The sequence below is a fragment of the Acinetobacter sp. BSP-28 genome, from assembly GCF_044130285.1.
In the GTDB taxonomy this organism is placed as follows: Bacteria; Pseudomonadota; Gammaproteobacteria; order Pseudomonadales; family Moraxellaceae; genus Acinetobacter.
The window spans coordinates 121,141-143,703 of the sequence record NZ_JBIQOB010000008.1; the positions used below are offsets into that span (position 1 = coordinate 121,141).

Annotated in this window: 19 protein-coding genes; 2 read left to right on the forward strand and 17 right to left on the reverse strand. The window is 39.9% G+C overall.

Going from position 1 to position 22,563, the window contains the following annotated elements:
• Positions 1 to 36: 36 nt before the first annotated feature.
• From ACE01R_RS07895 to ACE01R_RS07965, 15 genes are all read right to left on the reverse strand, one after another.
• Positions 37 to 3,138, reverse strand: a complete 3,102-nt coding sequence (locus tag ACE01R_RS07895; protein WP_395550260.1) for a type I restriction endonuclease subunit R — start codon at positions 3,136 to 3,138, stop codon at positions 37 to 39.
• 10 nt (positions 3,139 to 3,148) lie between these two features.
• Positions 3,149 to 4,222 carry a DUF4917 family protein gene (locus ACE01R_RS07900; protein ID WP_395550261.1) on the reverse strand — a complete coding sequence of 358 codons (1,074 nt, stop codon included), beginning with the start codon at positions 4,220 to 4,222 and terminating at the stop codon, positions 3,149 to 3,151.
• On the reverse strand, positions 4,209 to 5,561 hold the full coding sequence (locus ACE01R_RS07905) for a restriction endonuclease subunit S (protein WP_395550270.1): 1,353 nt from the start codon (positions 5,559 to 5,561) through the stop codon (positions 4,209 to 4,211). The genes ACE01R_RS07900 and ACE01R_RS07905 overlap by 14 nt, the downstream gene beginning before the upstream one ends.
• The gene (locus ACE01R_RS07910) at positions 5,558 to 6,961 is read right to left on the reverse strand and encodes an RNA-binding domain-containing protein (protein WP_395550272.1); all 1,404 of its coding nucleotides are present in this window, start codon (positions 6,959 to 6,961) and stop codon (positions 5,558 to 5,560) included. Before ACE01R_RS07910 ends, ACE01R_RS07905 begins: the two co-directional genes overlap by 4 nt.
• Positions 6,951 to 8,681, reverse strand: a complete 1,731-nt coding sequence (locus ACE01R_RS07915; RefSeq protein WP_395550273.1) for a type I restriction-modification system subunit M — start codon at positions 8,679 to 8,681, stop codon at positions 6,951 to 6,953. Before ACE01R_RS07915 ends, ACE01R_RS07910 begins: the two co-directional genes overlap by 11 nt.
• Positions 8,682 to 8,921: 240 nt before the next feature.
• Positions 8,922 to 9,824 carry a hydrolase or metal-binding protein gene (locus tag ACE01R_RS07920; RefSeq protein WP_395550274.1) on the reverse strand — a complete coding sequence of 301 codons (903 nt, stop codon included), beginning with the start codon at positions 9,822 to 9,824 and terminating at the stop codon, positions 8,922 to 8,924.
• Positions 9,825 to 9,963: 139 nt separating this feature from the next.
• The gene (locus ACE01R_RS07925; protein ID WP_395550275.1) at positions 9,964 to 11,037 is read right to left on the reverse strand and encodes a YqaJ viral recombinase family protein; all 1,074 of its coding nucleotides are present in this window, start codon (positions 11,035 to 11,037) and stop codon (positions 9,964 to 9,966) included.
• Positions 11,038 to 11,181: 144 nt separating this feature from the next.
• Positions 11,182 to 12,219 (reverse strand): DUF932 domain-containing protein, encoded by a 1,038-nt coding sequence (locus ACE01R_RS07930; protein ID WP_395550276.1) that lies wholly within the window; start codon positions 12,217 to 12,219, stop codon positions 11,182 to 11,184.
• 111 nt (positions 12,220 to 12,330) lie between these two features.
• The gene (locus ACE01R_RS07935) at positions 12,331 to 12,630 is read right to left on the reverse strand and encodes a hypothetical protein (protein WP_002126054.1); all 300 of its coding nucleotides are present in this window, start codon (positions 12,628 to 12,630) and stop codon (positions 12,331 to 12,333) included.
• Positions 12,631 to 12,742: 112 nt separating this feature from the next.
• The gene (locus ACE01R_RS07940) at positions 12,743 to 13,123 is read right to left on the reverse strand and encodes a hypothetical protein (protein WP_002058070.1); all 381 of its coding nucleotides are present in this window, start codon (positions 13,121 to 13,123) and stop codon (positions 12,743 to 12,745) included.
• An 11-nt stretch (positions 13,124 to 13,134) separates the two neighbouring features.
• Complete coding sequence (locus ACE01R_RS07945) at positions 13,135 to 13,713, reverse strand: hypothetical protein (RefSeq protein ID WP_395550277.1); 579 nt, start codon at positions 13,711 to 13,713, stop codon at positions 13,135 to 13,137.
• A gap of 17 nt (positions 13,714 to 13,730) precedes the next feature.
• A complete protein-coding gene (locus tag ACE01R_RS07950; protein ID WP_002058491.1) occupies positions 13,731 to 13,991 on the reverse strand; it encodes a hypothetical protein in 261 nt (86 codons plus the stop codon).
• Between the two features lie 612 nt (positions 13,992 to 14,603).
• Positions 14,604 to 15,566: a hypothetical protein gene (locus tag ACE01R_RS07955; protein ID WP_180080759.1), complete on the reverse strand. Its 963-nt coding sequence runs from the start codon at positions 15,564 to 15,566 to the stop codon at positions 14,604 to 14,606.
• 42 nt (positions 15,567 to 15,608) lie between these two features.
• A complete protein-coding gene (locus tag ACE01R_RS07960; RefSeq protein WP_180080761.1) occupies positions 15,609 to 16,610 on the reverse strand; it encodes an inovirus-type Gp2 protein in 1,002 nt (333 codons plus the stop codon).
• Positions 16,611 to 17,063: 453 nt separating this feature from the next.
• The gene (locus tag ACE01R_RS07965; RefSeq protein WP_114182716.1) at positions 17,064 to 18,854 is read right to left on the reverse strand and encodes a hypothetical protein; all 1,791 of its coding nucleotides are present in this window, start codon (positions 18,852 to 18,854) and stop codon (positions 17,064 to 17,066) included.
• A gap of 175 nt (positions 18,855 to 19,029) precedes the next feature.
• On the opposite strand from ACE01R_RS07965, the gene ACE01R_RS07970 reads away from it, so the two are divergent.
• Positions 19,030 to 19,974 (forward strand): hypothetical protein, encoded by a 945-nt coding sequence (locus ACE01R_RS07970; RefSeq protein WP_180080763.1) that lies wholly within the window; start codon positions 19,030 to 19,032, stop codon positions 19,972 to 19,974.
• Between the two features lie 86 nt (positions 19,975 to 20,060).
• On the opposite strand, the gene ACE01R_RS07975 is transcribed toward ACE01R_RS07970, so the two are convergent.
• On the reverse strand, positions 20,061 to 20,942 hold the full coding sequence (locus tag ACE01R_RS07975; protein WP_114182714.1) for a hypothetical protein: 882 nt from the start codon (positions 20,940 to 20,942) through the stop codon (positions 20,061 to 20,063).
• Positions 20,943 to 21,127: 185 nt separating this feature from the next.
• Here ACE01R_RS07975 and ACE01R_RS07980 point away from each other — a divergent pair, with 185 nt between their 5' ends.
• Positions 21,128 to 21,400: a pyocin activator PrtN family protein gene (locus ACE01R_RS07980; protein ID WP_114182713.1), complete on the forward strand. Its 273-nt coding sequence runs from the start codon at positions 21,128 to 21,130 to the stop codon at positions 21,398 to 21,400.
• On the opposite strand, the gene xerC is transcribed toward ACE01R_RS07980, so the two are convergent.
• Positions 21,384 to 22,532 (reverse strand): tyrosine recombinase XerC, encoded by a 1,149-nt coding sequence (gene xerC, locus ACE01R_RS07985; protein ID WP_114182712.1) that lies wholly within the window; start codon positions 22,530 to 22,532, stop codon positions 21,384 to 21,386. The genes ACE01R_RS07980 and xerC overlap by 17 nt on opposite strands.
• Positions 22,533 to 22,563 lie beyond the last annotated feature (31 nt).

Sequence of the window (22,563 nt, forward strand, 5' to 3'; positions counted from 1 at the left end):
CTACTCGCTTATTTAAATCTACAATATATAGTTATCTTACTTCGTCCAAGCATTCGACAAAGTCTCCGCCTGCTTCATCACCAATTCAATTGCCTCAGCTGCTTTATCAGGTGGATACTTCCAACGCTGCAAAGTACGACGTACTAATATTTTCAGCTGAGCACGCACACTATCCCGAACCTGCCAATCGACCGTCGTTGATTTCCGTAGCTTCTCTGTAATCTCTCGTGCGATCTGTTTCAGCGTATCGTCTCCAAGCTCTCTGACCGCACTTTCATTGTTTGCCAAAGCATCATAGAAAGCGATTTCATCTGGATTTAACCCAAGTGAAGCTTCACGCTGCATCTCTGCCTGAAATTCTTTTGCCATTTGAATGAGTTCTTCAATGACCTGAGAAGTTTCAATCGCTCGGTTATTGTATTTCCTCAAGGTTTCCTGCAAACGGTCAGAGAAGCGTTTTTCCTGTACCACATTGTTTCGTGTCTTTGCCTTAATGCCATCATTGAGTAACTTTTCCAACAGCTCAATTGCCAAGTTACGGTATGGCATCTGCCTTACATCTTCTAAGAACTCATCTGAAAGCAAGCCAATGTTGGGTTTATCCAAACCACACATTGCAAAGACATCTGTTACCCCATCAGCAATGACAGCATTATCCAGAATCTGTTTTAGCGTACTGTCCTTTTCCGCTTGCGACAGTTTACGATCTACAGAGGTATGCTTGCTAATGACCGCTTTAATGGCTGAGTAAAAGGCAATTTCTTTGTGCAGGTTCTTCGCTTCATCCAAGGTGCTGCATAAAGAGAAGGCTTTATTGATTGCTAAGACTAAATCAAGAAAACGCTTTTTACCATCCTTCAAGCTCAGCACATAGTTAGCTGCGGGGATAATCAGTCGGTGTGCCTGAGTTTCATAAGCACTTAAATCCATGCCAACCTGTTCATTGGTTTTGGCAAACATTCCCCGTATCGCATCCATCTTTTCAGCAAGAACCGCATAAGCTTCTTCTGCACGTAATGTAGGTTCCCCTTTACCTTTGGCATCGGTATAGGTTTTTAAGGCTTGCTTCAATTCATTAGCAATGCCGATATAGTCAACAACTAGTCCACCCTGCTTATCTTTAAAGACACGGTTCACACGTGCAATGGCCTGCATGAGGTTGTGCCCCTTCATCGGTTTGTCGATATACATGGTATGCGTGCATGGTGCATCAAAACCTGTAAGCCACATATCGCGCACGATCACTAACTGCAAAGGATCATTCACATCTTTAAAGCGTTTCTCAAGACGTTTTTTGACTTGCTTGTTATAAATGTGTGGCTGTAACAATGGTTTATCTGAAGCTGAACCTGTCATCACAATTTTGATTTTGCCTTTTTCAGGATCAGGGTCATGCCAATCTGGACGTAAGGCAATAATCTCATTGTAAAGGTGGACACAGATTTCGCGGCTCATGGTCACAATCATGCCTTTACCCGCCGTGGCTTCGGTACGGGCTTCAAAGTGTGCGACTAAATCCGCAGCAATCTGTTTCAGCCGTGGTGTGGCACCAACCAGCTTTTCTAGTCGGCTCCATTCGCTCTTAGTCTTTTCTCGGTTACCAACATCTTCTTCATCTTCTACAACCTCATCGACTTGATCAGATAGCTCTTCGATTTCAGCTTGATTAATATCTAGCTTTGCCAAGCGTGATTCGTAGTAGATTGGGACGGTTGCACCATCATCGACGGCATCCTGAATGTCATAGATGGAAACATAATCACCAAAGACAGCTCGGGTGTCTTTATCTTCACTCGAAATCGGGGTTCCAGTAAAGCCAATAAAAGCAGCATTCTTTAAAGCATCGCGCATGTGCTTGGCATAGCCAAACTTGTACGTGCCATCGTTACCTAGTTTTGCTTTCAAACCATATTGGCTACGATGTGCTTCATCTGACATGACCACAATATTGTGGCGTCCATTCAATAATGGATGCTCACTCTCACCTTCCAGTAATGCGAACTTTTGCACTGTGGTAAAGATGATGCCACCTGACTCACGCTCAGCTAAAAACCTTCTCAGCTCATCACGGTTATTGGCTTGAAGTGGGGTTTGTTTTAATAAATCTTGAGCATTGCTAAAGGTTTCAAAGAGCTGTCCATCCAAGTCATTACGGTCAGTCACGATTAACAAGGTTGGGTTGTGCATAGCGGGCTGCTGTAAAAGTTTACCTGCATAGCAACACATGGAGATACTTTTACCCGAGCCTTGGGTATGCCATACAACGCCTGCTTTCTTATCTCCACTTGGATTGGCTGCTGCAATGGTCGCATGTACCGCTTCCCGAACCGCATGGAATTGATGATAGCCTGCAATTTTCTTAATGGTCTTTTCGCCATCTGTTTCAAACAACACAAAGAATCGAATGTAATCTAGGAACAATTCTCGATCAAAGAAGCCTCGAATAACTGTCTCTAACTCCCATTCTAAAACGGGTTTATCATCTTCATTCTTGATCGTACGCCACGGTAAAAAGCGTTCCTGATTCGCCGTCAGTGAACCGACACGTGCTGTTACACCATCACTGACTACCAAAGCTTCATTAAAGACAAACAGATCCGAGATTTCTTCTTTGTAAGTTTGCAGTTGGTTAAAGGCATCCCAGATATCTGCATTTTCATCGGTTGGGCTTTTTAGCTCCAACACGGCAAACGGAATACCATTGATAAAACAGATGATGTCAGGGCGTCGAGGTTGTTTAGTGCCTAGAATCGTAAATTGATTGACCGTAACAAAACGGTTTTGATGCACATGATTAAAGTCCACCAAGAAGGCATGGTCATGTACCCAATCATCTTGTTTCTTATAGGTGACAGGCACACCTTCCAATAACATACGGTGGAAGGCACGGTTATTGGTCACCAAATCCAGACTTTCAGGCTGATTCAGTTTTTGCAAAACCTGTTCAAAACAGCTTGCAGGAAGGTGCGGATTCAAGCGTTCAAAGGTGGCCTGAACATCAGCCTCCAATACAATCTGTTTATAGTCTTTGCGTAGGGGATTACTGCTGTCGGGTGCAATATCGATACCATGAACGACTTCCCAGCCATTTTCAGCGAACCAATCGAGGCAGAGATTTTCTAATTGTGTTTCATTCATGATTTAACTCTTAATTATTCCAACAGCCCACACTTTGGGCATTAAAAAACTTAATATTTTCTTCATCCATATGCTTAGCAGTAGATATTATTCTCTCTACAATTTCTTTTATTTCTCGACCTATTTGTTCATCTTCTTTATTGCCTTTATACACAGATACAGCTATCTGTTGATAAGTTCCTCTAGCAATCTGCTCTAGAATGTGTGTGTCTTGCTTACCTATACCCCAACCATAAATAACCAAAGAGTCCCCCCCATTAGGAAGTTCCTCATGGATAACATAAGAAAGGTAATTAGATGAGCTAATTACTTCTAACTTTTCCTGATAAGTACCTTCACTAACAAACAGTGGAATTGAATTATTTTCTTCCCAAAAATCTGCAATGGTTTCTAAAATCGAGTTATAACTCTCTTTGTGACCTTGGATTTTCCCCTCTCTACTTTTGGTTCTATGCAGAATTAAATTTCCGTGAGGATAAAAGACTAATGTAGCTGAATTATTACCATTGTAAGGTTTTTTCAATATTTCAATTCTGCTTTTCGCAAATACTTTAGAATTAGAAATTAATGAATCAGGTGTAATAAATCCATCTTTTAAGACATTTTTATATTGATCATTATATTCCAACATTGACCAATAAATAATTAAATCATAATTAAGACTAAATACAGACTTAAAATGAGAAAGATATTTACCTACCAAAAAAAGCTGACCCTTTAATTCTCTATGATCAGGATGAATATCTTTAACTGCTTTAAGCAAGGCTTTTTGTATTAAGTTATAACCATCTTTTATTTTTTGTTTTTCTTCATCAGAAACACTAAATAAATGATTGATATAATTAGCTTGCCACAATCGATACAAGACTCTCTCAAAGTCATGACTATCTTTATAAAATTTAGAGAAAACCTGTTGGGTCGCCTGATCTAAATTTTCTTTTTCTGTGGCTTTTTCATACAGTGACTCGTAAACAAAATTATTGCTTAAAGCCATACTCCCACCGTTACCTACCAGCAAAGAGTCCGTAAACTCGTCTTTTATCTCAGACCATTCATATATTTTTGGCATATCAAAGGTTTTCAACCTCAATCTCACCCGACAACAATTTCGGCAACAATGTATCTCTTAAATTAATTAAACTCTGATTTTCTTTTGCTTTTAATGTAATTTCATCATATAGCGTTTTAGCTGTTCTAGTATAAATAGCAACCACTTTTTCATCTGAGCTAATAAAGTTAATTTCCCTGAAGTTTTTCTTACTTATTTCCTGAAATGTTGTACCTGATGCACGCCCTTTGATTTCAGCCATATTAGCTTCACACCACTGAATTAAATACTCAGCCGAATATTTCGTATTTGGCAAAATTGCTATATAACCTTGGTTAATAGCAACTTCAATTTTAGCTAAAGCCAAATAACCAACTGGTGCACGAGATGACATTAACACTGTATCTTTTGGTAATATTCCAGAACTGATTTTTTTCAGTCCAATATCTGTTATTTTTCTTTCTGTATTTAACAAAATTTTATCTGTTAAATTTGATAAGTCTTTGGGTGTTGTCCAATGATGAATTCCATTATCCCAAAAATCAGCATTCTTAGTTGAAGGCGTCCCTCCTCCAACTGTTTGGACTTGTTCTCCAACTGTTGAAACCACCCACCCCTTCGGCAATTCCCCTAACTCACTCTCTACCAACTCATCAGGAAACAGTGCAGCAGTCGCTTGTAACTCTGCAAAATCATCTTCAGCCATTTGCTGAATCTCAACTTCACTTTTACCGCTAATGGCACACATGGCAGCACGTTCAGGGTCTTTGCCTTCCTGCTTAGCTGCAATTTTGGCACGGACAGGATCAAAATCGATAAACCAACTTTTAAAAATTGCTTGAGCAATAGATTCTAAGGTTTGATTGATTTGGTTATTTAGATGAATTTTTTCATCTAGTTCTGAAATCATTTTTGCAATTTGATCTTCTACTTCAGGAGAAAATCTAGGAATTTCAAAATTATTTATAGCTTTTAAACTCAACGTTTTCTGTGTGCTACCAACAACTGATGCTTCGATTTGATTTTTTAATATTGAAGAATTTAGTACAGCATATAAGTATTTAGGATTAATATTCTTTGCAATAATTACAGAAGTATTTTGTCCTAAACAAAACTCAGTATCTTGAACTAGTGCTGTTACACCATAAGTCCCAACTCGCGTAATAACTATATCATTTCGGCTTGGTTCGTAACGTTTTGAGAACTCATCAAATATAGTTTTAGATACTTTGAATGTCCCTTGTAAATTTAAAAACCCATATTTCACATCAGTACAACGTACCATTGAATATCCGGTTTCAGAATATTTTGGGGTTTTATGTAATGAATCTATTACCTTCGCAATATCTTGCAACTTTTCAAAACTTACACTCACACTTCACCCCCAAATTCTTTTTTAATCATCCAATAGCCACGAGTTCCACCCACACGCTCAAGCCGACCTGCATTTTTTAAATGGTTCAAATGCTTTTTTACCGCTGACTCATTAATACCAAGCTGCTCCGCCATAGTACGATAGGAAACTTTCGGGTTGTGCTGAATTAAAACTAAAATCTCTTTTTGACGATCTGTCAGCATAGTTTCTTTGATTGAGCCACCTATTGAGCCACCTATTGAGCCACCTAATTGCTCAATCGAAGGACGATAAAATTCCCAATCGACAAAATCACCTTGTGCTTTCAGTTGAGGTTCTGCATTACCTGCTTGTAAACAAAGATCTTTAATACGGGCAATACCACTGCCCCACTGCTCGATATAACCCAGCTCTTTAAACACACGCGCCAAAACACGGTTACGAATCTCAGAACGACCTTGCGCCAAATCCTCTTCAGTCAGTCCATTGGGCAAACCACCCGGCGATACAATATTCAGAATGTCATCATAAATGCCAACCTTAATATCACGCCCTGCATTGCTATAGTCACGATGCAACACTGCATTCACCAAGGCTTCACGAATAGCAGGGATTGGAATTTCATAACTTTCTGTACGCTGTAACCCTAGAATTTCAGCACGTAGATGCAGATGGTTTTTGATGAATTGCTCTGTTTGCGTTAACTGACTAAATAAGTCTCCACGGTATTCTTTTTTATCCAAAAACACCGTCATGGTCGTGCCTTTAAAGCGGCTGCATTTGATTTCAACCTGCTCATAAAGCCCCAACAAAATGAGTAACCCATGACTAGGATAATCCTGTCCATTCTGCTGAATGATCAATTTAAGATTCCGCATCTTTTGCAAAGACAGCTCTTTACCCACCTCAGCAAAGGCTTGCTTTAAAGGCTGTAAATCTATGTCATCTAAACTGTATTGCGGATTCGGCTGTTCATCAAAAGTTTGGTTCAGACGTTGCAATTCAAGTTGCTGGATATACTCAGGCGATGCCACACGATTACTTGCACCTAGACGGATATAGGTTCCCTGTGCCTTGCCTTGCGGCTTGAGATAATAAGGCAATAACGAACCACGGCTGACTTCAATCACTAGCAACTCTATGCCTTGGATATTCTCGATATAAATGTAAGGTAGAATATTGGGCGCACACAGCTCATTGATCATTGAAGTGATCTGATCTTGCAGCTCAAAAATATCATCTTGAATACCTACGAGTTGGCGATCATCACTTACACCCACTACCAATTTACCACCACTGGTATTGGCAAAAGCAATCAGGGTCTTTGCGACCTGTTGCCCTTTCGGTAACTGCTCTTTAAATTCAAGGGTTTGACTTTCACCCTTCTGAATTTCTTGCAATAAAGGATGATCAGAACTCATAACCTAAGCCTTTTAGATTCTTTTTAATCTCACTTTCCAAGACAGCACTTTCAGCAAATTGTTCTTTGAGCTGAGCAGTCAAACGCAGCATTTTCTCAGCGAATGGCTCGCCATCATCTTCCTGCTCGACTGCACCCACATAACGTCCTGGAGTCAATACATAGTCGTGCTTCTGAATATCTTTGAGCTCAGCAGAGAAACAGAAACCTTTTTCATCCTGATACTTTTCACCCTCAAAGTTCTCGCCCTGCTGCCATGCGTGCAAGGTCTGGGTGATTTTGGCAATATCGGCATCGGTAAAGTCACGCAGTACACGATCTTTCATATAGCCTAGATTACGGGCATCGATGAACAGGGTCTTGCCTTCACGGTTAGCTTTCTTTTTATCTAAAGACAAGCCATTCTTTTTATCTTTGGTCAAGAACCAAATACAAGCTGGAATTTGTGTGTTGGTAAACAGTTGTCCCGGTAACACGACAATACATTCCACCAGATCGGCTTCGATCAAGTTTTTACGAATCTCGCCTTCATTGTTGGTATTGGAACTCATCGAACCATTGGCAAGTAAAAGTGCCATGCTGCCTGTTGGTGACAGATGATGTAGCATGTGCTGCATCCAAGCAAAGTTGGCATTACCTTGTGGCGGTGTACCGTATTTCCAGCGTACATCACTTTCTAGCGAAGCATGCCACCAATCTTTGATATTAAAAGGTGGGTTGGCCATCACAAAGTCAGCACGTAAGTCTGGATGCTGATCCTCTAAAAAGCTGTCTGCATTCTTTTTACCAAAATTAAAATCAATCCCACGAATCGCCATGTTCATGGCGGCCAGTTTCCATGTGGTCGGGTTGCTCTCCTGACCATAAATAGAAATATGCTTTTTCTGCTCTGATGCTTTGTAATGCTTTTCCTGTGCATGTTGTTCAATGAACTTTTCACTAGATACAAAGAATCCGCCTGACCCCATTGCCGGGTCATATACTCGCCCTTTATAAGGCTGCAACATTTCAACGATTAAGGTGACGATACTTTTAGGCGTGTAGTACTGCCCACCTTGCTTCCCTTCAGCCAAGGCAAACTGTCCCAAAAAGTATTCGTAGACGTGCCCAAGGATATCTTTACTGTGCAGACTGAGTTGCTCACCGTTATATTCTGGATTAGTAAAACTAGTGTCAGAAAAAGTATTGATCAGATCAAGTAACTTGTCATTGTCCAGCTGGTACTGTCCAATACGATTCAGAATGCCCTTAAGTTTTGGATTGGCTTTTTCAATTTCATCAAAGGCATTGTCAATCAGCCAGGATACAGAGCGTAGTTTGACATCTTGCCCTTGTTCATCCTGCCAAATGATAGAGCCAATCGCTTGTGCTGCTGCATTACGGATACTTAACCAACGTGCTGCTTTTGGCACCCAAAATACGTTTTTTTCTTGGTAGTAATCCAGTATTTCTAGTTCATCAGCAATAGCCTGTTGGTATTCTTCTTCGCTGTCGTACTGATCACGCGGCATGTAATAGATGTTGTGATCGTCTTTTTGTGCAAACAATTCTTTGAGTTCAGATTGCCGTTCATCAAAAGCATCTGATACGTACTTTAAGAAAATCAGTCCTAAAACAATATGCTTGTAGTTAGCGGCATCCAGACTGCTGCGTAATTTATCGGCGGCTTTCCAAAGCTTGTCATCTAAGTCATTTAGAAATTTTTGTTCCAATGAATGCATTTTATTTCCTCAATCCAAGATCAACCGCTTTGGTTTTATACTTAATGTTAAACAATGTTGCTAAGTTAGCATATCTACGACCTATTAAAAGTCATGCACTTAACAAAAAAAATAGAGACTAATTAAGTCTTGTTATTTTAACGGGATAACTATAGCTAAAATAGTACTTTGACGACTCCCACGACTAATACTGTCGTAAAAAAGAGCAAACTAGAAAGCTGCTCTTTTCCAACCAACCGATTAGTTGACGGGTCTGACTGATTGCTGCAACCCCTGCTGAATATTCTGCACAAACCCTTCATGCGAAGCTTGTTGCTCCACCGTACGGTTTTGTTCTTGTTCAGGGTAGTATTCCTCCAGCACCTCTAACCCTTCCTCTATATCCGTTTCAAACCGTGCATTGGCAAAACCCTTCCTTGCGGTAAAGTCTAAAGCTTCCTGATAAAACCCCGCCTGCTTGCTCTGTTCATCAATTTGCTTCGCCTGAATAATCGCCTCATTCAAGCTAATCCCTTCTCTTAAAGTCAGATCCACGTAATAGACTGGCTGACGATAGCTCTGTGTCGTACTCTTACCACGCAATATCAACTGCAATGGGAGGCAAGATAACAAACCATTAGACGCTGCATGGTAATAACTCAGTCGCGCAGCCAAAGTCCGAATACTGTTAAAGCCTGTGGTTCTAAAGATAAAGGTGCCAAATTCATCAGAATCATCCAAATTCACATGCAGGCGACCGTAGGGCTTGCAGTTCCCTCCTTGAGCCAATGGGCATAAATCAGGGGATGGACAGGGATGTTGCTCTACGCCTTGATTGGTTAAACGCTGGCATGTTTCACCGTTACCGACACAGACTGGCCGTCCAGTCTGACGGTCAAATAGGCTGTATTCTGCACGTAGGTTTAAGTCAGGATCATTGAAGATCATTCTGACCGGGATTGAGCGTAACTTTTGATTGAGAATATTCGCTCGAAGCTGTTCATCCAGTGGATGTTTTATCCAACCACTCTCTTTGCTTTGGATTTGGCTGGTAATGGTGAATTGGTCATCCTTTTCAGGGATGCGTTTCCCATTCTTTTCGACAACCTTGCCGATACTGATCCGCCCAAGAATTGGCGGTGTAATGGCTAGACCTTTAATCATGTTGAAATTCCTCTGTCGTTGATATGTTTAGATGTGTTGCACTGTTTGCTTAAATTAAAATCGGCATAAAAAAATCCCATGCAGGGCTGCACGGGAATTCAGATTGCTTCTTGCTGAGTGATTAACTCTAAACTTTGAGCTAATCGTGATAAATGTTGAAACGACGGCTGCCTGCTTTCTGCAATGGGTATTGTTGGATGAGTTCAGGTTGCTGCTGAAGTAAGGACTTGGTATCCAGACTTATACTGTCCTTGCTCTTCTTCCATGTCACCGAACCTTGCTGAAATACAGCACGTTCATGTTCCTGCATCAGTGCCTGAACTCGGTGTTTGAGTAGATCAAACTGGCTTTGGTGCTGTTCAAGCTGCTGTTTCTCCTGTATCAGCTGATCAAACAGTTCATTAGCAAGTTTCACCTCCGTTAGATCAACACAGCTCAGTGGGGTATGTTCAGGATAGAGCTGTTGTAAAGCTTTGGCTGCCGATTCACTGGCATCAACAGCAGGCGGAACGTCATTTTCAACACATTCCCAAAATAGCCGTTCTGCCTGAATGATCTGTTCAATCAGGGCTTCGTTACGACTGACTTTGTAGATTTTGGTTTCCTGCCCACACAGCAACACACAAATATGTGCCGCTTGTTTGCCTGTAACCGCCAACTGATGTTGTACCTGACACAACACGTATAACGGCACCCCATCTCGCCACAGTTTGGCGCCATATTCCCCTGCAGTTTTACATTCCAGTATTTGCACGTCTTCATTGCCCACCACGGCATAATCCAAGTTCGCCAACATAAAGGCTTTATCAGGATCAGGATGCTGTAACACCGCATTGACCCGACGGACTTTATTATTGGTGTGCATGCTGTAGTATTCTGCGACCAAGGGTTCTAACTGTTTACCCCAATATAAAGGTGCATGCCCTGAGCTTTCATCTTCGATGTTTTGCTGTACCCGTCCTGTTTTAATCATCCACAGTTCTAGCATCGACATATAAGGATTTAAGCCACAGGCGGCTGCGGCATCACTGCTGCCTATTCCCTGCTTACGCACTTCCAGCCATGCCTGATAGTCCAATTGTTTGGTGTTGATCAGACGTTTGGCATTTAAACTACGTTTTGAACCTGATTGACTTTGTTTAAGCTTGTCATTGGCTACAGTTGGTAAATACTGAGATTGAGACATTACTGTTGGGTTTATAATCTGATTCATGGGTTTATCCTTCTATCATTGATTTTAAAACGGCATAAAAAAAGCCACATCCGAAGATGTGGCAAAGAGGGATCGTTAATGAGGAGGACACATGATCGTGCTGATCAGATGCTCTAATGATAAAGTCTAAAGATTAAATCAAGCTTAAGCGGCTAAATGTAAAGCCTGCTCCAATCCCCGTTGTTTCAATGCTGCCCCTGCACCAAACCAAGCAGAATCAAGGCGGTGATCGGTACTCATCGCACGACGTTCATGATCCACAAATTCTGTAATTGCACAAAGTAGTCCATAGGCGGTGTCTTTGGCTGAAGATAAGTCTGCTCCACGTCCCTGCCCATTAAACATATTCATGACCTTGGTCATGGCACGTCCATTCGGTTCAGTTTTATTGGGTTGTGGATTGGCTTGAGATGCAACATTGCGGTAGTACTGAATAATATTATCCTCCTGCTCCATAGCACTTAGGCTATTGTTGTTAAATACCGCATCAAAATAAGCCGCTGCTTCTTTCTGCGTGACTTTACGCTGGGTGAGTTGTTTCATTTCATACATGTGGTCGTACCATGTTTTCACTGAAATACCAAGTTGATCTTTGACTTTATCAGCATCAAACTTGGTGCTGTGTGGTACTTTGACCACGCCTGCATTGGAACTCTGTCCACGCAAGGCAATGGCTAAAGTGTTGTTACACACCACACGGATATTGGTGAATTGTGCTGTGGTCGCCAACGTACCGTCACATGCGGTTGCTAGCAGAATATAGCCATTGCTGACATCCCCACCTTTCAATTCTGCTGTTTGGCCTGTACGTGCCAAGGCCCAGAACTTTTTCCCACCTTTTAAGACACCCGCAGTTTCCAACTCAAACCCCGATTGTTCGGTCAGGTCACGGTAGAACTCCAGAATTTCCATCGGTTGGACTTCTTGATAACGCTGACTCACCACCGATAAAGGCGCATGAGTATCTGAACGGTACAATACCCGCTGTTCCTCATAGGGCATAATGATGCTTTGTCCACGATCATTTTTAGCCATGTAGCTGACATTGGATGATTCAATACGCCAATCCATACCTGCTTGCTTGGCCCAGACTTCAATCGGTTGGTTTTGGCTAAGTTGATTGCCTAGACCATGCCATGGGGTTTGACCGACATACGCCATTTGTTCAATTTGATGTGCCATTTTGATTATTCCTTAATTAAAAGTGAAAGATATAAAGATGCAGAAATGTGCTGTAAGGGTTTAAACAATCCATCTATTCAAAGATGTAACCGTGTAAAGTCAGAGATGCAATTACGGCACCCATGCAAACGCTTGTTGGCAATCCAAACAGAGATACTGCTCGGCATTGCTGTAGTATTTTTCAAAGGCATACTGACTCACCACCACCAGTACGCCACCCACCACTACCCCAACAGCTGCACCGAAGAGCGGTGAAAAGCCTGACTTGCGAGCGACCTGCATGCCAAACATCGCCATCTGTGTTGGTGAGATACAACGTTGTAGTTGCTCAAAATAATTGGCATGCGCATTACCTGAATCGGTTTGTCTGACCTGGGTAGACTGACAGTAGGGACATCGAATAAAAGACATGGGGATTCCTCGCGAAATGAATTCAGTGCAAAGCGCTGAATGAAGGGCATAAAAAAACCGTGCCCATTGAGGACACGGTTTGATTTAAATTTTGCTTTGTCGAGGAGAGTCGCTATTGAAAGCTATAGCTTGCAGTGCCTTTATCTGTTTCGACATCAACCTGCACCACATTACTGTAGCTACAGTCTGTTAATTTCAGTCTTAAACGTTGCCCCATCTTAAAATGCTGCGGATATTCCAATGATCGACGATAGCCTTCATAACGACATTGTCCATGATTGACAGAAACATGGCTGACATCGATAGGCTCTGCAATATTGGAACGGATGGTCAATACCGTAGCGGATTGATTTTGGGCATACCAGTTACTGGTATCAATTACATCGAGTTCGACCGTAAACGTGTTTGGATCAAGACCTGCATTACATCCACTCAACATGATGCCTGTCGTTGTAGTCACTGCGAAGAGTAAGGGTTTTAAAAGTTGCTTCATCAAGTTCATCCTTAGCAGTAGTTATAGCTCACGCCATAATCGCCTGTATTTAAATCAATGCTGGCCAAATGGATTTCACAGTCTGTGCCGTTATCAAATTTATAAACGTAGTAGCGATTACCCGCTTGCTCCGACTCCAGTGCGCCATGTTCTTGCAAGCTAAAGTCTTGCACTGATTTGCCTGTATCTTTTGCGGCTTTGGCAAAGATATAGCGTTGATACTTGTCTATATTGTCCTGCTCAAATTCAGGCAGTTGATCATAGGGCAGCATCGACAGTAAGGTATCCGCCTTAAGGTTTTGATCAAACTCAAAACTCAGCAATTCAGGTTCATGATCTGATGGACTTAGACTTTTTCTTCCCGTGGTCAATTCTTTGACATCAATCCCATCCACTTCTGCTGCTGCAATCTCAGTGGATACTGCTTCTGAATTGGCAGATTCTAAAGGTTGTGCAGAGCTGACCTCAGAAGTGTTGGCTTGAACCGTTTTTTCAGTTACTTGCTTAGGGCTAAAGAAGTAGAAGCCTGCGATGCTGATCAAGGTCAGGGCTAAGATTGCCGCCAAGCCCAAGATGGTTTTTTGGTTCATTTGAATGTTCCCCTCATTTAGTTGGGCACAGTGACTTGACCATTCTGCGCATTAAAGTGAACAAAGCGTGGACAACCACCTTGAAAGTTCACCGTGAAATTACGCCAACCACGGTTGCCAGGATTGGTTTTATAAAGACATTGATAAACCCCACCGCCTGTATGACGTGCTTGAACAAGGTAGGATTCACTGGCTTGTGCAAACCAGCCTGCCTGCGCCAATGATGCGCCTGCAAGTAGTGATGAAATCAGGGTCGTTTTTAGGAAAGTTTTAAACATCATCATTTTCTCTTTTTTATAGGCATCACTGGTCTTGGTCTTAATCAAACACAGTGTTCCCCATGTCATAAATGTTGGAATGAATATCTATGTTTTTTTGAAGTGTTATAGACGATAAAGCACACAAATCTATGCCCCTCAAAAACAGCATGAGAGATTCATCTTCATATCGGTAATATGTACTTGAAAAAGTTTTATTCTTAGAAAGTGATCGACACAGCAATGCACGAAATACACAGCATCAGGTCACATTACCCCTGTGGTGTAGATCGGGCACACATAAAAAAGAGAAATATAAAAGACGGTCTTGATGTAAGCGCATGGCGTACTCCTAGATGATTTAGAAGTTCTACCAAAATCACTGTCAAATAATGGTGGTAGAACGAGAAAGGGTTGACAGACCAGTCATCTAGGAACCGGCACGCACAAGGCGTCCCTCCCTCGCCCTACCGCAACGAAGGGGGACGAACGAGTTCGCCACCAAAAAATTACTTTTTTGATGTGCTAGATGATAACGGTCTGTCAAAACCGACTGACGATGTAGGTCAGCAGGCTAAGGATAATCTGCACGCTGTAGAGCGTCAAGCAAGTGCAGGACTCTGATATAAATTTTCAGCGCCGTACAGGTGCTCCATCAAACCATTTAAACCTTTTGGGGTAGATGCAGATTCTATTCGCAAGTCCACCCATTCCTGTTTGATTTTCCGGCATGCTATTTAATGCACCCAAAGGACAGCCCGCTTCTTCTTGCATAATCCGATCAATCCTCAGCGCTTTTTGTGCATCAGCATCGGAAAGCTGATGATGCATTTCTGGATAAACGCATGTGCCCAGATATCCAGTCGCTCTCATCCAGTGCTCTCTGATATCATTGCAATATCCCAAAGGATCAGAATAGAGTGATCGGTTAAAGCTCAGATAAAAGTGGATCACATAACGCTGCTGAACATCATCCCGTACAATTTGATAAAAGCGGTAAATGGCTTGTGTTCCATACCAATACTCAGCCGCTAGACTTTTTTGGAAATTTGATAAAAATCGCTCTAACTGTCGCAAATCGATAATTTCATTTCCACCCTCATTTAGACTTAGTTCCAGTTTTAAATCCGCTGCATCAGGATAGATCTGGCTTGTATTACGGTAGGATTCTCTCAACTTTTCAATCCGCTTTTCGTAGCGCTCATTCAGCTTATGCATTTCTTCAGTTAAGCTGGTGCTTTCAAACAGCACTCTCAGCCGCTTTACGATCTTATCGATATAAAAACCAGCGTTTCTTTGCGCCGTGACCTCAAAGAACCGAATCTGCTCTTCCTGTAATACACTGCAGTAAGCCTGAAAGAACTTGTCTGCCCAAAAGGAAAAAGACAAATGCTCATGAATGCCAACGGCCATCATTCTGCGCCATGCTGAAAAATAACCAGACAGTTTCCGCTTGAACTCCTGATCTATATTTTTTTGATGAGCTTCGTAATCAGTACCTTCTGGAATTGGAGCAAAGCGAATCGTTTGGTAATGCTCTAAAACGTCTTGTTCTAATCGGGGTGCTGTAACAAACTCTAACTCTGAATGGCTCATGTGTTGTCCTATGAATGAATTGATTTCATAGAACTGGCATGTTCATAATTTTTTAAACCAAATCTCCTCTTCCAGCTTTGCTAAAGCGGTCTGCGCATCCCATTCTTTGATTCTTCTATTTTCTTCTGTATCAGGTATTGGGCGACCATGATGCTGATAATCCCCCTTATAAAACGTTTTACGCCCTCGTGGTTTAACCAATAACGTCTGCTCGTATTTATCAGGGTCACTGAGATAAGCAACTGCACCCAAAGCATTGTTGCCTTGTTCGGGTGTCGTTCGACGAATATCTCCAATACCTAAACGACCTTGCTTCTCGTAGTTGTCTTTATTCGCTGTCGTGTTGATGTTCCGCCCAAAACCCTTATCGAATGTGATTTCCTTCCACTTATCGATCACTCCCTCAGCAATTTTATAATCACTCTGATGCTTCGATCTATTAATCACCAATGTTAAATGAGCATGAAAGCCTTTGGTTATACCCTGCTCCAGTGCGATCGCATAGGTCAAAAGTGCATCAAAATATCCATTCTTATCAGTGATCAAATCACGTAGTTTTCCAATATGCTGATAGAAGTCATTTACTGTAATTTCACTCATGCTGTCCTTGCTATAGCTCAAATCCACTCTGATCACTAGAACCGAATAATACCCCTTGATTGCACCTTCGAACTCCTCAAGTAATGCCACTCGATTCAATTCTTTCTGTCTCGCAAAGCTTTTGATCTCATCACGTATCAACCCTCGATACGCATTCAGGATTCGTCTTAATGCCTTAATTTCACCTATAGACAACCCTGATAGATATTCACCAAAGCTAAGCATGCCACGCTGGCTATTGACGTGCTCAGTGACTGCAATAAATGCCCGAATCGATGCTGCATACTCAAGCCCTTCTTGTTTAAACGCTTCAAATGCGCAATACAAGCGTTCTAAGTTGAAAATGAATGCTTCGTCTGAAATATCAAAATTAAGACATACATCTATAAAGCGATGAATGGTATACATCACCCCTGCCTGATCATCTAGATCCAATCGAAACACGTTGAACTTCCTTAACTATGATTCACGTCATAGTTAAGCAATCGACTTATTTTTTTAAATGGAGTCCTTATCTAGAGTAAGGACAAGTCATCCACAATCCGCATATATCGAATAGTGCTCTCATCCTGCATGAACTATTGATCCATAGCATCATCCATATTGGGATATGTATGACATGTCCAACTGTTCTTGTTATCTGTATGAGTAATTGTAATTGTATTGATATATCTAGTATTTATAGTTCTATACGCTATAGTCATTAATCTATTATTAGTATTAATCTCTATATATTAATAATATATAAAACCGTCTTAGCGCAAAAGCAATAACCATAGCCCAGCCGATCAGCAGAATTTCCAAACCTTCGGCTAAGCTCGGCTTTTTATATATCTTAGCGTTACGATAGTTAAGTCAGAAAAATGGTTTTTTCAAAAAAAACTTAGCGCAAAAAAACTATTCGAATAATGACAAACAGTGATGATGCAGCAGTCCGTAATCTTTAAGTTCTGCCAGTGTTGGTGAAATTTCTGTTATTTGCTGTGTAGGAAAATCAAAGCGAGTTCCATCCTGAAAGGGTTCTTGAAACGCCAATTCACTTAAGACATACCTGTTAGCTTCCGCATGCTGATCAGGGACAAAGCAACAGCTGTATGTGTTCTGTATAAATGACCGAGGTAAAATCCTAAAAGGCGTCACTATTTCAGTTGCATTTACCAATGCCCTTCCCAAACTACTTTTAGTTGCACTGAGCTTTTGGTCAATATCAGAATGTTTCCGCATACATTGCTGAAAAAAATAAATTTGGTTATATGCAATCAGATCCATAAGGGCCATTAAAAACTGATGAATTCTGGACTGCTCAGCATTTAACTTGAAGGTGATCATTGATTCAATTTTATCAGACTCATTTTTTAGCGTCATATCCTCTTTGATTGTTTTGATTTGAGTGGCTTGCAATGAATACGGATAGAGAAAGTCTGTGCACCCTAAACGCTCAAAGCTTTCATCATCGATTACTACTGGGTTAGCTTCTTTCAGCATTTTAAAAAGCGATTTATTCTGACAGTATATTTGGCAGCACCACTGCTCAAGCAAGCTTTGAAAAAGACCTAAGCGGTTGTTCATCCCGCTGAGTTTAGTATGCTGGATAGATGCTAAATGATCCAAAACCGCCTCATCCTTCAAAATATTTTCATGCGGCTTTAAATTAAAAGTAGTGGATAATGGGTTTTCTGGACGCAGCTGCTTTAACTCTAAATAATGATCAAAGAATTTCATGACTTCCGCTCTTTGTATTACATCAAAATCATTATTCTTTTTGTATAGAATGGGCTTCATCCAACACAAAGGATCGTGCAGCAAATAGTTATTTTTATATTTCAATACCTCCAAACCAGTTTTTGAGTTGTCTTTTCCATCGTTTAGGAGCAAGTCACTCTTTTGATCAAGCACGGTAAAAATAGAGGCCACTTTCTGAACTTCAAAAACATGCGGCTGGGGGTACTTCAAAATATAAAATTTGCCGTAGATCGCAGCATCCCCCCAAAACCGATGCGAAAGGTTTAAAGCGTATATTGGAGACTCTGTTTGAATAAAACTATTTCGAATTGCGCCATCCGCTTGGCAGCGGATAAATCCGTTTTTTTTAAGCTGCTGTATAGCGCGATAAATAGATTGTTTGCTTAAACCCGTGGCTCGCTCAATTTCACCAATTCCACACCCTATAATAATCCCAAACGAGTCTGCACCGTAAAGCAACCGTAATAAAACAAGATAACTTCGATAATCAAGATAGCAGTCGATCTCTATTTTTTTAGGTAAATTGTTAATACTTATGCCATCACTCTTTATCAATAAAGTCTGAATTAATTTTAATAAAGGGATCAGCCTAACCATACGCTTATTACTATTTTCTAACCATTCAATAGACGTGGCTGAATCAAGCCTTATATAAGTAAGATTAAGTTGTAAATGACGAACTCTAGACCTTTTTCCAGTTTCAGGAAAATCTATTTTTAATATTTCCTGTTGTTCCAACTCATTCAATACACCCCGTAATTTTTTAACCTGTATGCCGATCACTTTTGATAATTCACCGAGTGGCAATGATGTACTTCCGACTCCAAAATTTCTGATAAACGTGATTAATGCCCAAAAGGCATAGGCTGAAATTTGCCCCTCCACCCTCTGATAGAAAGCCATAAATAGTGCCAAAAATCGCTGTTCAGAATCCTGAATACTCATACTAAAAATTCCCACTCACCAAGTTCTCCTTTGGGTATATGTATTTTACAGTAATAATGATAGGCATGAAATGATAATTTAAATTTGATTTTTTAACAGTTTTTATATAATTAACATTTACTTAATATTTAATTATTGATATATAAATGTTAAGTAAATATTTATGAATTTTAAAATGGCACGACCACATTTAACCTTAGATAAATGGATATCAACTGACACGGACTTAAAAAAAGATTTCTTGGATCAAGAGAGCTACATGAAGGAAAGTCTATTAACTAAGCAGGATAAACCTGGCCAAAAGATTTTTTACATATCTACAAATCACCCCCAACCTAGATCAAATGAGAATTTAATATCAGATTCTGTACAAAACCTGACTACGACATCCCACATAAACGAAATATTTATAAACCCCCTCATATGTGAGACAAAAAATTTTATTATTAAAACTAATGATGAGCATTTTGCAATTTTAAAAAAGAAATTCCTTTTATTTAAATACCACTCTGAGAAAAAAAAATCCAACCGCATCACTAAACAAATCACAATGGACGAAAATATATTAAAACAACTTGAGAAAATTAAAAAAAATTGTAAGTTTAAAAGTCTAGATAACTGCTTAGAATTTTTAATTGATGCACATAATTTTAAATTAAGTGAAAAAGATAAAATAATATCAAGACTCAAAAAAGAGCAAACTTTAAATCATGATTCTAATTTAAAGCAAGAATTGAAATTAAAGGATGAAAAAATTACAGAACTCGAAAAAGAGCTCGTGCACCAAAAAAATTTCATCCACGAAAACATGAGCAAATCTGCAAAAGAGTTTGAGGAATATCTAATTCAATTGGCTACAAATCAAACCATTGAATTAGAGAAAATTAAAGCTTTTTTAGGCGAGATTAACGAAGCAGATCAACAAAGCATTAACCAAACTCTTGCACCCGAAGCACTTAGCGAAATTGAAGCTCAATTGAGAAATGAATGCGCAAAACAAAAGCAATTTTTAACAATCAAAAATCAACCAAATACCAATTATGCTTTAGGGTTTGATCAGCATCATCAATATGGCAATACCGTACAAAATGACGATGAAGTTGTACCAGCTCAAACCTGAGCTAACAGTTACTCATTTCTAGGAGCAAGCAGCAATAGTGCACACTTGCTGCCTAAGAACGAGCCCCCTCATCACCTCAATGATATTCATAATGGAACTTGGATAATCTCTTTCAATAAATCAAGACGACGCCTTAAGTGATTGACCAGCACTTCATCGCAATATGCTGTATTAAATGGGAGTTGCTTTTGCTGTGGAAAATACCGCTCTGGATGCTGTAGAAACTGTTCCCATTTTTTATTTTCATTCTGTAATTCCCTGATCTGGTTTAGATAGGTTCTATCCTGAATTTTAAATGACACACCACAATCATCATCTTCGCAGGTGTCTTTATTTTCGTTATTTTTTCTGGCTTCTGTTAAATCTAAAATTTTCTGTTTATTTGTCTCTAATCTGCTTTGAACCCATTGCAAATCAAACTCTCTAAACTTGATTTGCAGCGTGGGTAAAATCAGTTGTACTGCCTGCGAAGCATTTTTAAATCTGCCATTTTTTTGAGCATAACCAGTTAATTCTGAATAGAATATTTCAAGCTTTTTATGCAACAGCGGTGCATATCGTTTTCTTATATTCAAAATTCCATTGATTCTACGCTTCAAACTCGGGTTATAGGTGTAGACTCTCCCGCCTTCATCAACAACCAACTCAATATATTTATTTAATATTTCAGAATATTTCTCATTAATCTGCTGCTGTCTATAATCACGAATCCCCTCTATTACCGTATTAATTTGACCAAGCAAATTCAGCAAGTCCTGTACCGAATACGTTTCACCAAAGAACTGCATTTGACTATGCTCTACCATCAGTTCAACCAAAAATTCGCGTTCTGACGCTTCAAACTCACTCTTTGGGTCAGTATCGCTTATTATTTTATGTTCTCTTAAAAAACGTCCAGCATGATCCAAAAAGCAATTCAGAATTTCATCCTTCAATTGCTCAAAATCAAGAAGTGTGCAATTTTTCATTTATGAATCTAAATAATAGTTTTCAATATTTTATACTACAACTCTAGTAAAATATTATTTCTAATTATTAGTATTACATAAAGACCTACATCAAAAAAATAAGATTAAGACATAGGGATGGTCAGCCTTACTTCAAAGGTGACCCATTCAAATTAAAAAAGTTTTATGTATGGAATACCCACTTCATGAATTGCTTTCAAATTAATACTACCGAACTACTTTTTATAAAGTATCGTTCTATGACCGTTGAACTAATGACAGTAGTTTCTGACTATTACCCCCACCTCAGCAAAGCCGAAGCACTGAGAAAAGCGAATAATCAACAATTCCCTTTCTCAGTATTCAAAATAGATAAAAGTAAACGTGCACCCTTTCTAGTACACGTTAAAGATCTGGCAGATGTTCTAGACAAAAAGTATTCCGAAGCTTCCAAAGACTATGCTACGTTTCATCAATGAGGCGTAGCACCTCTTCAAACTGTATAACATTCCTTCTCGCCTTCACTGATACATATCGCTGTAAACTCCCCCAAGAATCGTGCAAACTTACTTTCTGAATTTCAGGAATAGTAAAACTCTGTTCAGCTAATCGAGTACAGCCTTCATGTCTCAAGTCATGAAATCGTAAATCTTCAATCCCCAAAATTTTACAAGCTTCTCTAAACTCTTTACCCAAACTTTTGGGATTCAAAGGCAATAACAAATTTTCATTATGTCCAAGCTTTAGCATCCGTTCTCGAACTTCTGAATGTTTCAGTCTTTTGATCAGCTCCTTACAAGGATCAAGTACATCAAATGACTTATGATTACCTTTAGAACCATTAGGATTCTTTAAATCATGCACTTTCCACGTTGAATGATGTGGGTCATAATCTCGAAGATACAATCGTGTTAATTCAGCTTCACGTCTGCATGAGAAAATTGCAAACCACATAATCAAATGCATTGGGTATTTAGAGCCATAACGATTTAGCTTCCATCGTTCTGCAAAATACTTCGTCAATGCAATCAATTCATCTCTCGAAGGCAGTCGGTCTCTTTTTTGACTGGAGGATATTTGACGTGTTTTTCTTAACTGAGCAGTAGCCTTATCAAAGCTATTTAAATCAATATCCATTTCCCACATAACAGCAGCATGAGAAAGAACACCTCTGATATGTAAAAGCTCATGTTGCAGTGTACTAGTCGAAATAGGTTCAAGATCGAGGTACGGAATTCCACCCTTCCTTAAAGCCACATGCTCAGCCAAATGTACTGATTTTATTTTTGTGATAATATTGCGCGCAATTGGTAGCTTCTTAATTAAGAGCAGAGAATAGCGTTTCGTCCTTCCGTACTCGCTCCCGACTTCATCCAAATATTTATCTATGGCATCTGATAAGGTCAGATCAATCAACTTTTCTTTGCCAAGCAAAATATCAGGATTTTCTTGAATTTCGACTTCTCGTTTCTTAATCCAGTTTTCAGCTAATTTCTTTGAGTGAAATGTTTTACTTTCAGAAAAAGCAGGAAAGCCCTTTCGAGTGATTCGAATCGCAGCACGATAGTTAACTTTACCATCTGCACCTTTCCTTGCTGTAATTGAACCCATAATTTACACCAAAAGCTATTTTTTTTATTAT

Bases quoted from the DNA above. Each gene is read 5' to 3' on its own strand.
- ACE01R_RS07975 (WP_114182714.1), bottom strand. From the start codon at position 20,942: ATGAAAAATTGCACACTTCTTGATTTTGAGCAATTGAAGGATGAAATT.
- ACE01R_RS07935 (WP_002126054.1), bottom strand. From the start codon at position 12,630: ATGTCTTTTATTCGATGTCCCTACTGTCAGTCTACCCAGGTCAGACAA.
- ACE01R_RS07970 (WP_180080763.1), top strand. From the start codon at position 19,030: ATGGCACGACCACATTTAACCTTAGATAAATGGATATCAACTGACACG.
- ACE01R_RS07980 (WP_114182713.1), top strand. From the start codon at position 21,128: ATGAATTGCTTTCAAATTAATACTACCGAACTACTTTTTATAAAGTAT.
- ACE01R_RS07920 (WP_395550274.1), bottom strand. From the start codon at position 9,824: ATGATTAAAGGTCTAGCCATTACACCGCCAATTCTTGGGCGGATCAGT.
- ACE01R_RS07940 (WP_002058070.1), bottom strand. From the start codon at position 13,123: ATGAAGCAACTTTTAAAACCCTTACTCTTCGCAGTGACTACAACGACA.
- ACE01R_RS07950 (WP_002058491.1), bottom strand. From the start codon at position 13,991: ATGTTTAAAACTTTCCTAAAAACGACCCTGATTTCATCACTACTTGCA.
- ACE01R_RS07930 (WP_395550276.1), bottom strand. From the start codon at position 12,219: ATGGCACATCAAATTGAACAAATGGCGTATGTCGGTCAAACCCCATGG.
- ACE01R_RS07945 (WP_395550277.1), bottom strand. From the start codon at position 13,713: ATGAACCAAAAAACCATCTTGGGCTTGGCGGCAATCTTAGCCCTGACC.
- ACE01R_RS07895 (WP_395550260.1), bottom strand. From the start codon at position 3,138: ATGAATGAAACACAATTAGAAAATCTCTGCCTCGATTGGTTCGCTGAA.
- ACE01R_RS07910 (WP_395550272.1), bottom strand. From the start codon at position 6,961: ATGAGTTCTGATCATCCTTTATTGCAAGAAATTCAGAAGGGTGAAAGT.
- ACE01R_RS07915 (WP_395550273.1), bottom strand. From the start codon at position 8,681: ATGCATTCATTGGAACAAAAATTTCTAAATGACTTAGATGACAAGCTT.
- ACE01R_RS07965 (WP_114182716.1), bottom strand. From the start codon at position 18,854: ATGAGTATTCAGGATTCTGAACAGCGATTTTTGGCACTATTTATGGCT.
- ACE01R_RS07925 (WP_395550275.1), bottom strand. From the start codon at position 11,037: ATGAATCAGATTATAAACCCAACAGTAATGTCTCAATCTCAGTATTTA.
- ACE01R_RS07955 (WP_180080759.1), bottom strand. From the start codon at position 15,566: ATGAGCCATTCAGAGTTAGAGTTTGTTACAGCACCCCGATTAGAACAA.
- xerC (WP_114182712.1), bottom strand. From the start codon at position 22,532: ATGGGTTCAATTACAGCAAGGAAAGGTGCAGATGGTAAAGTTAACTAT.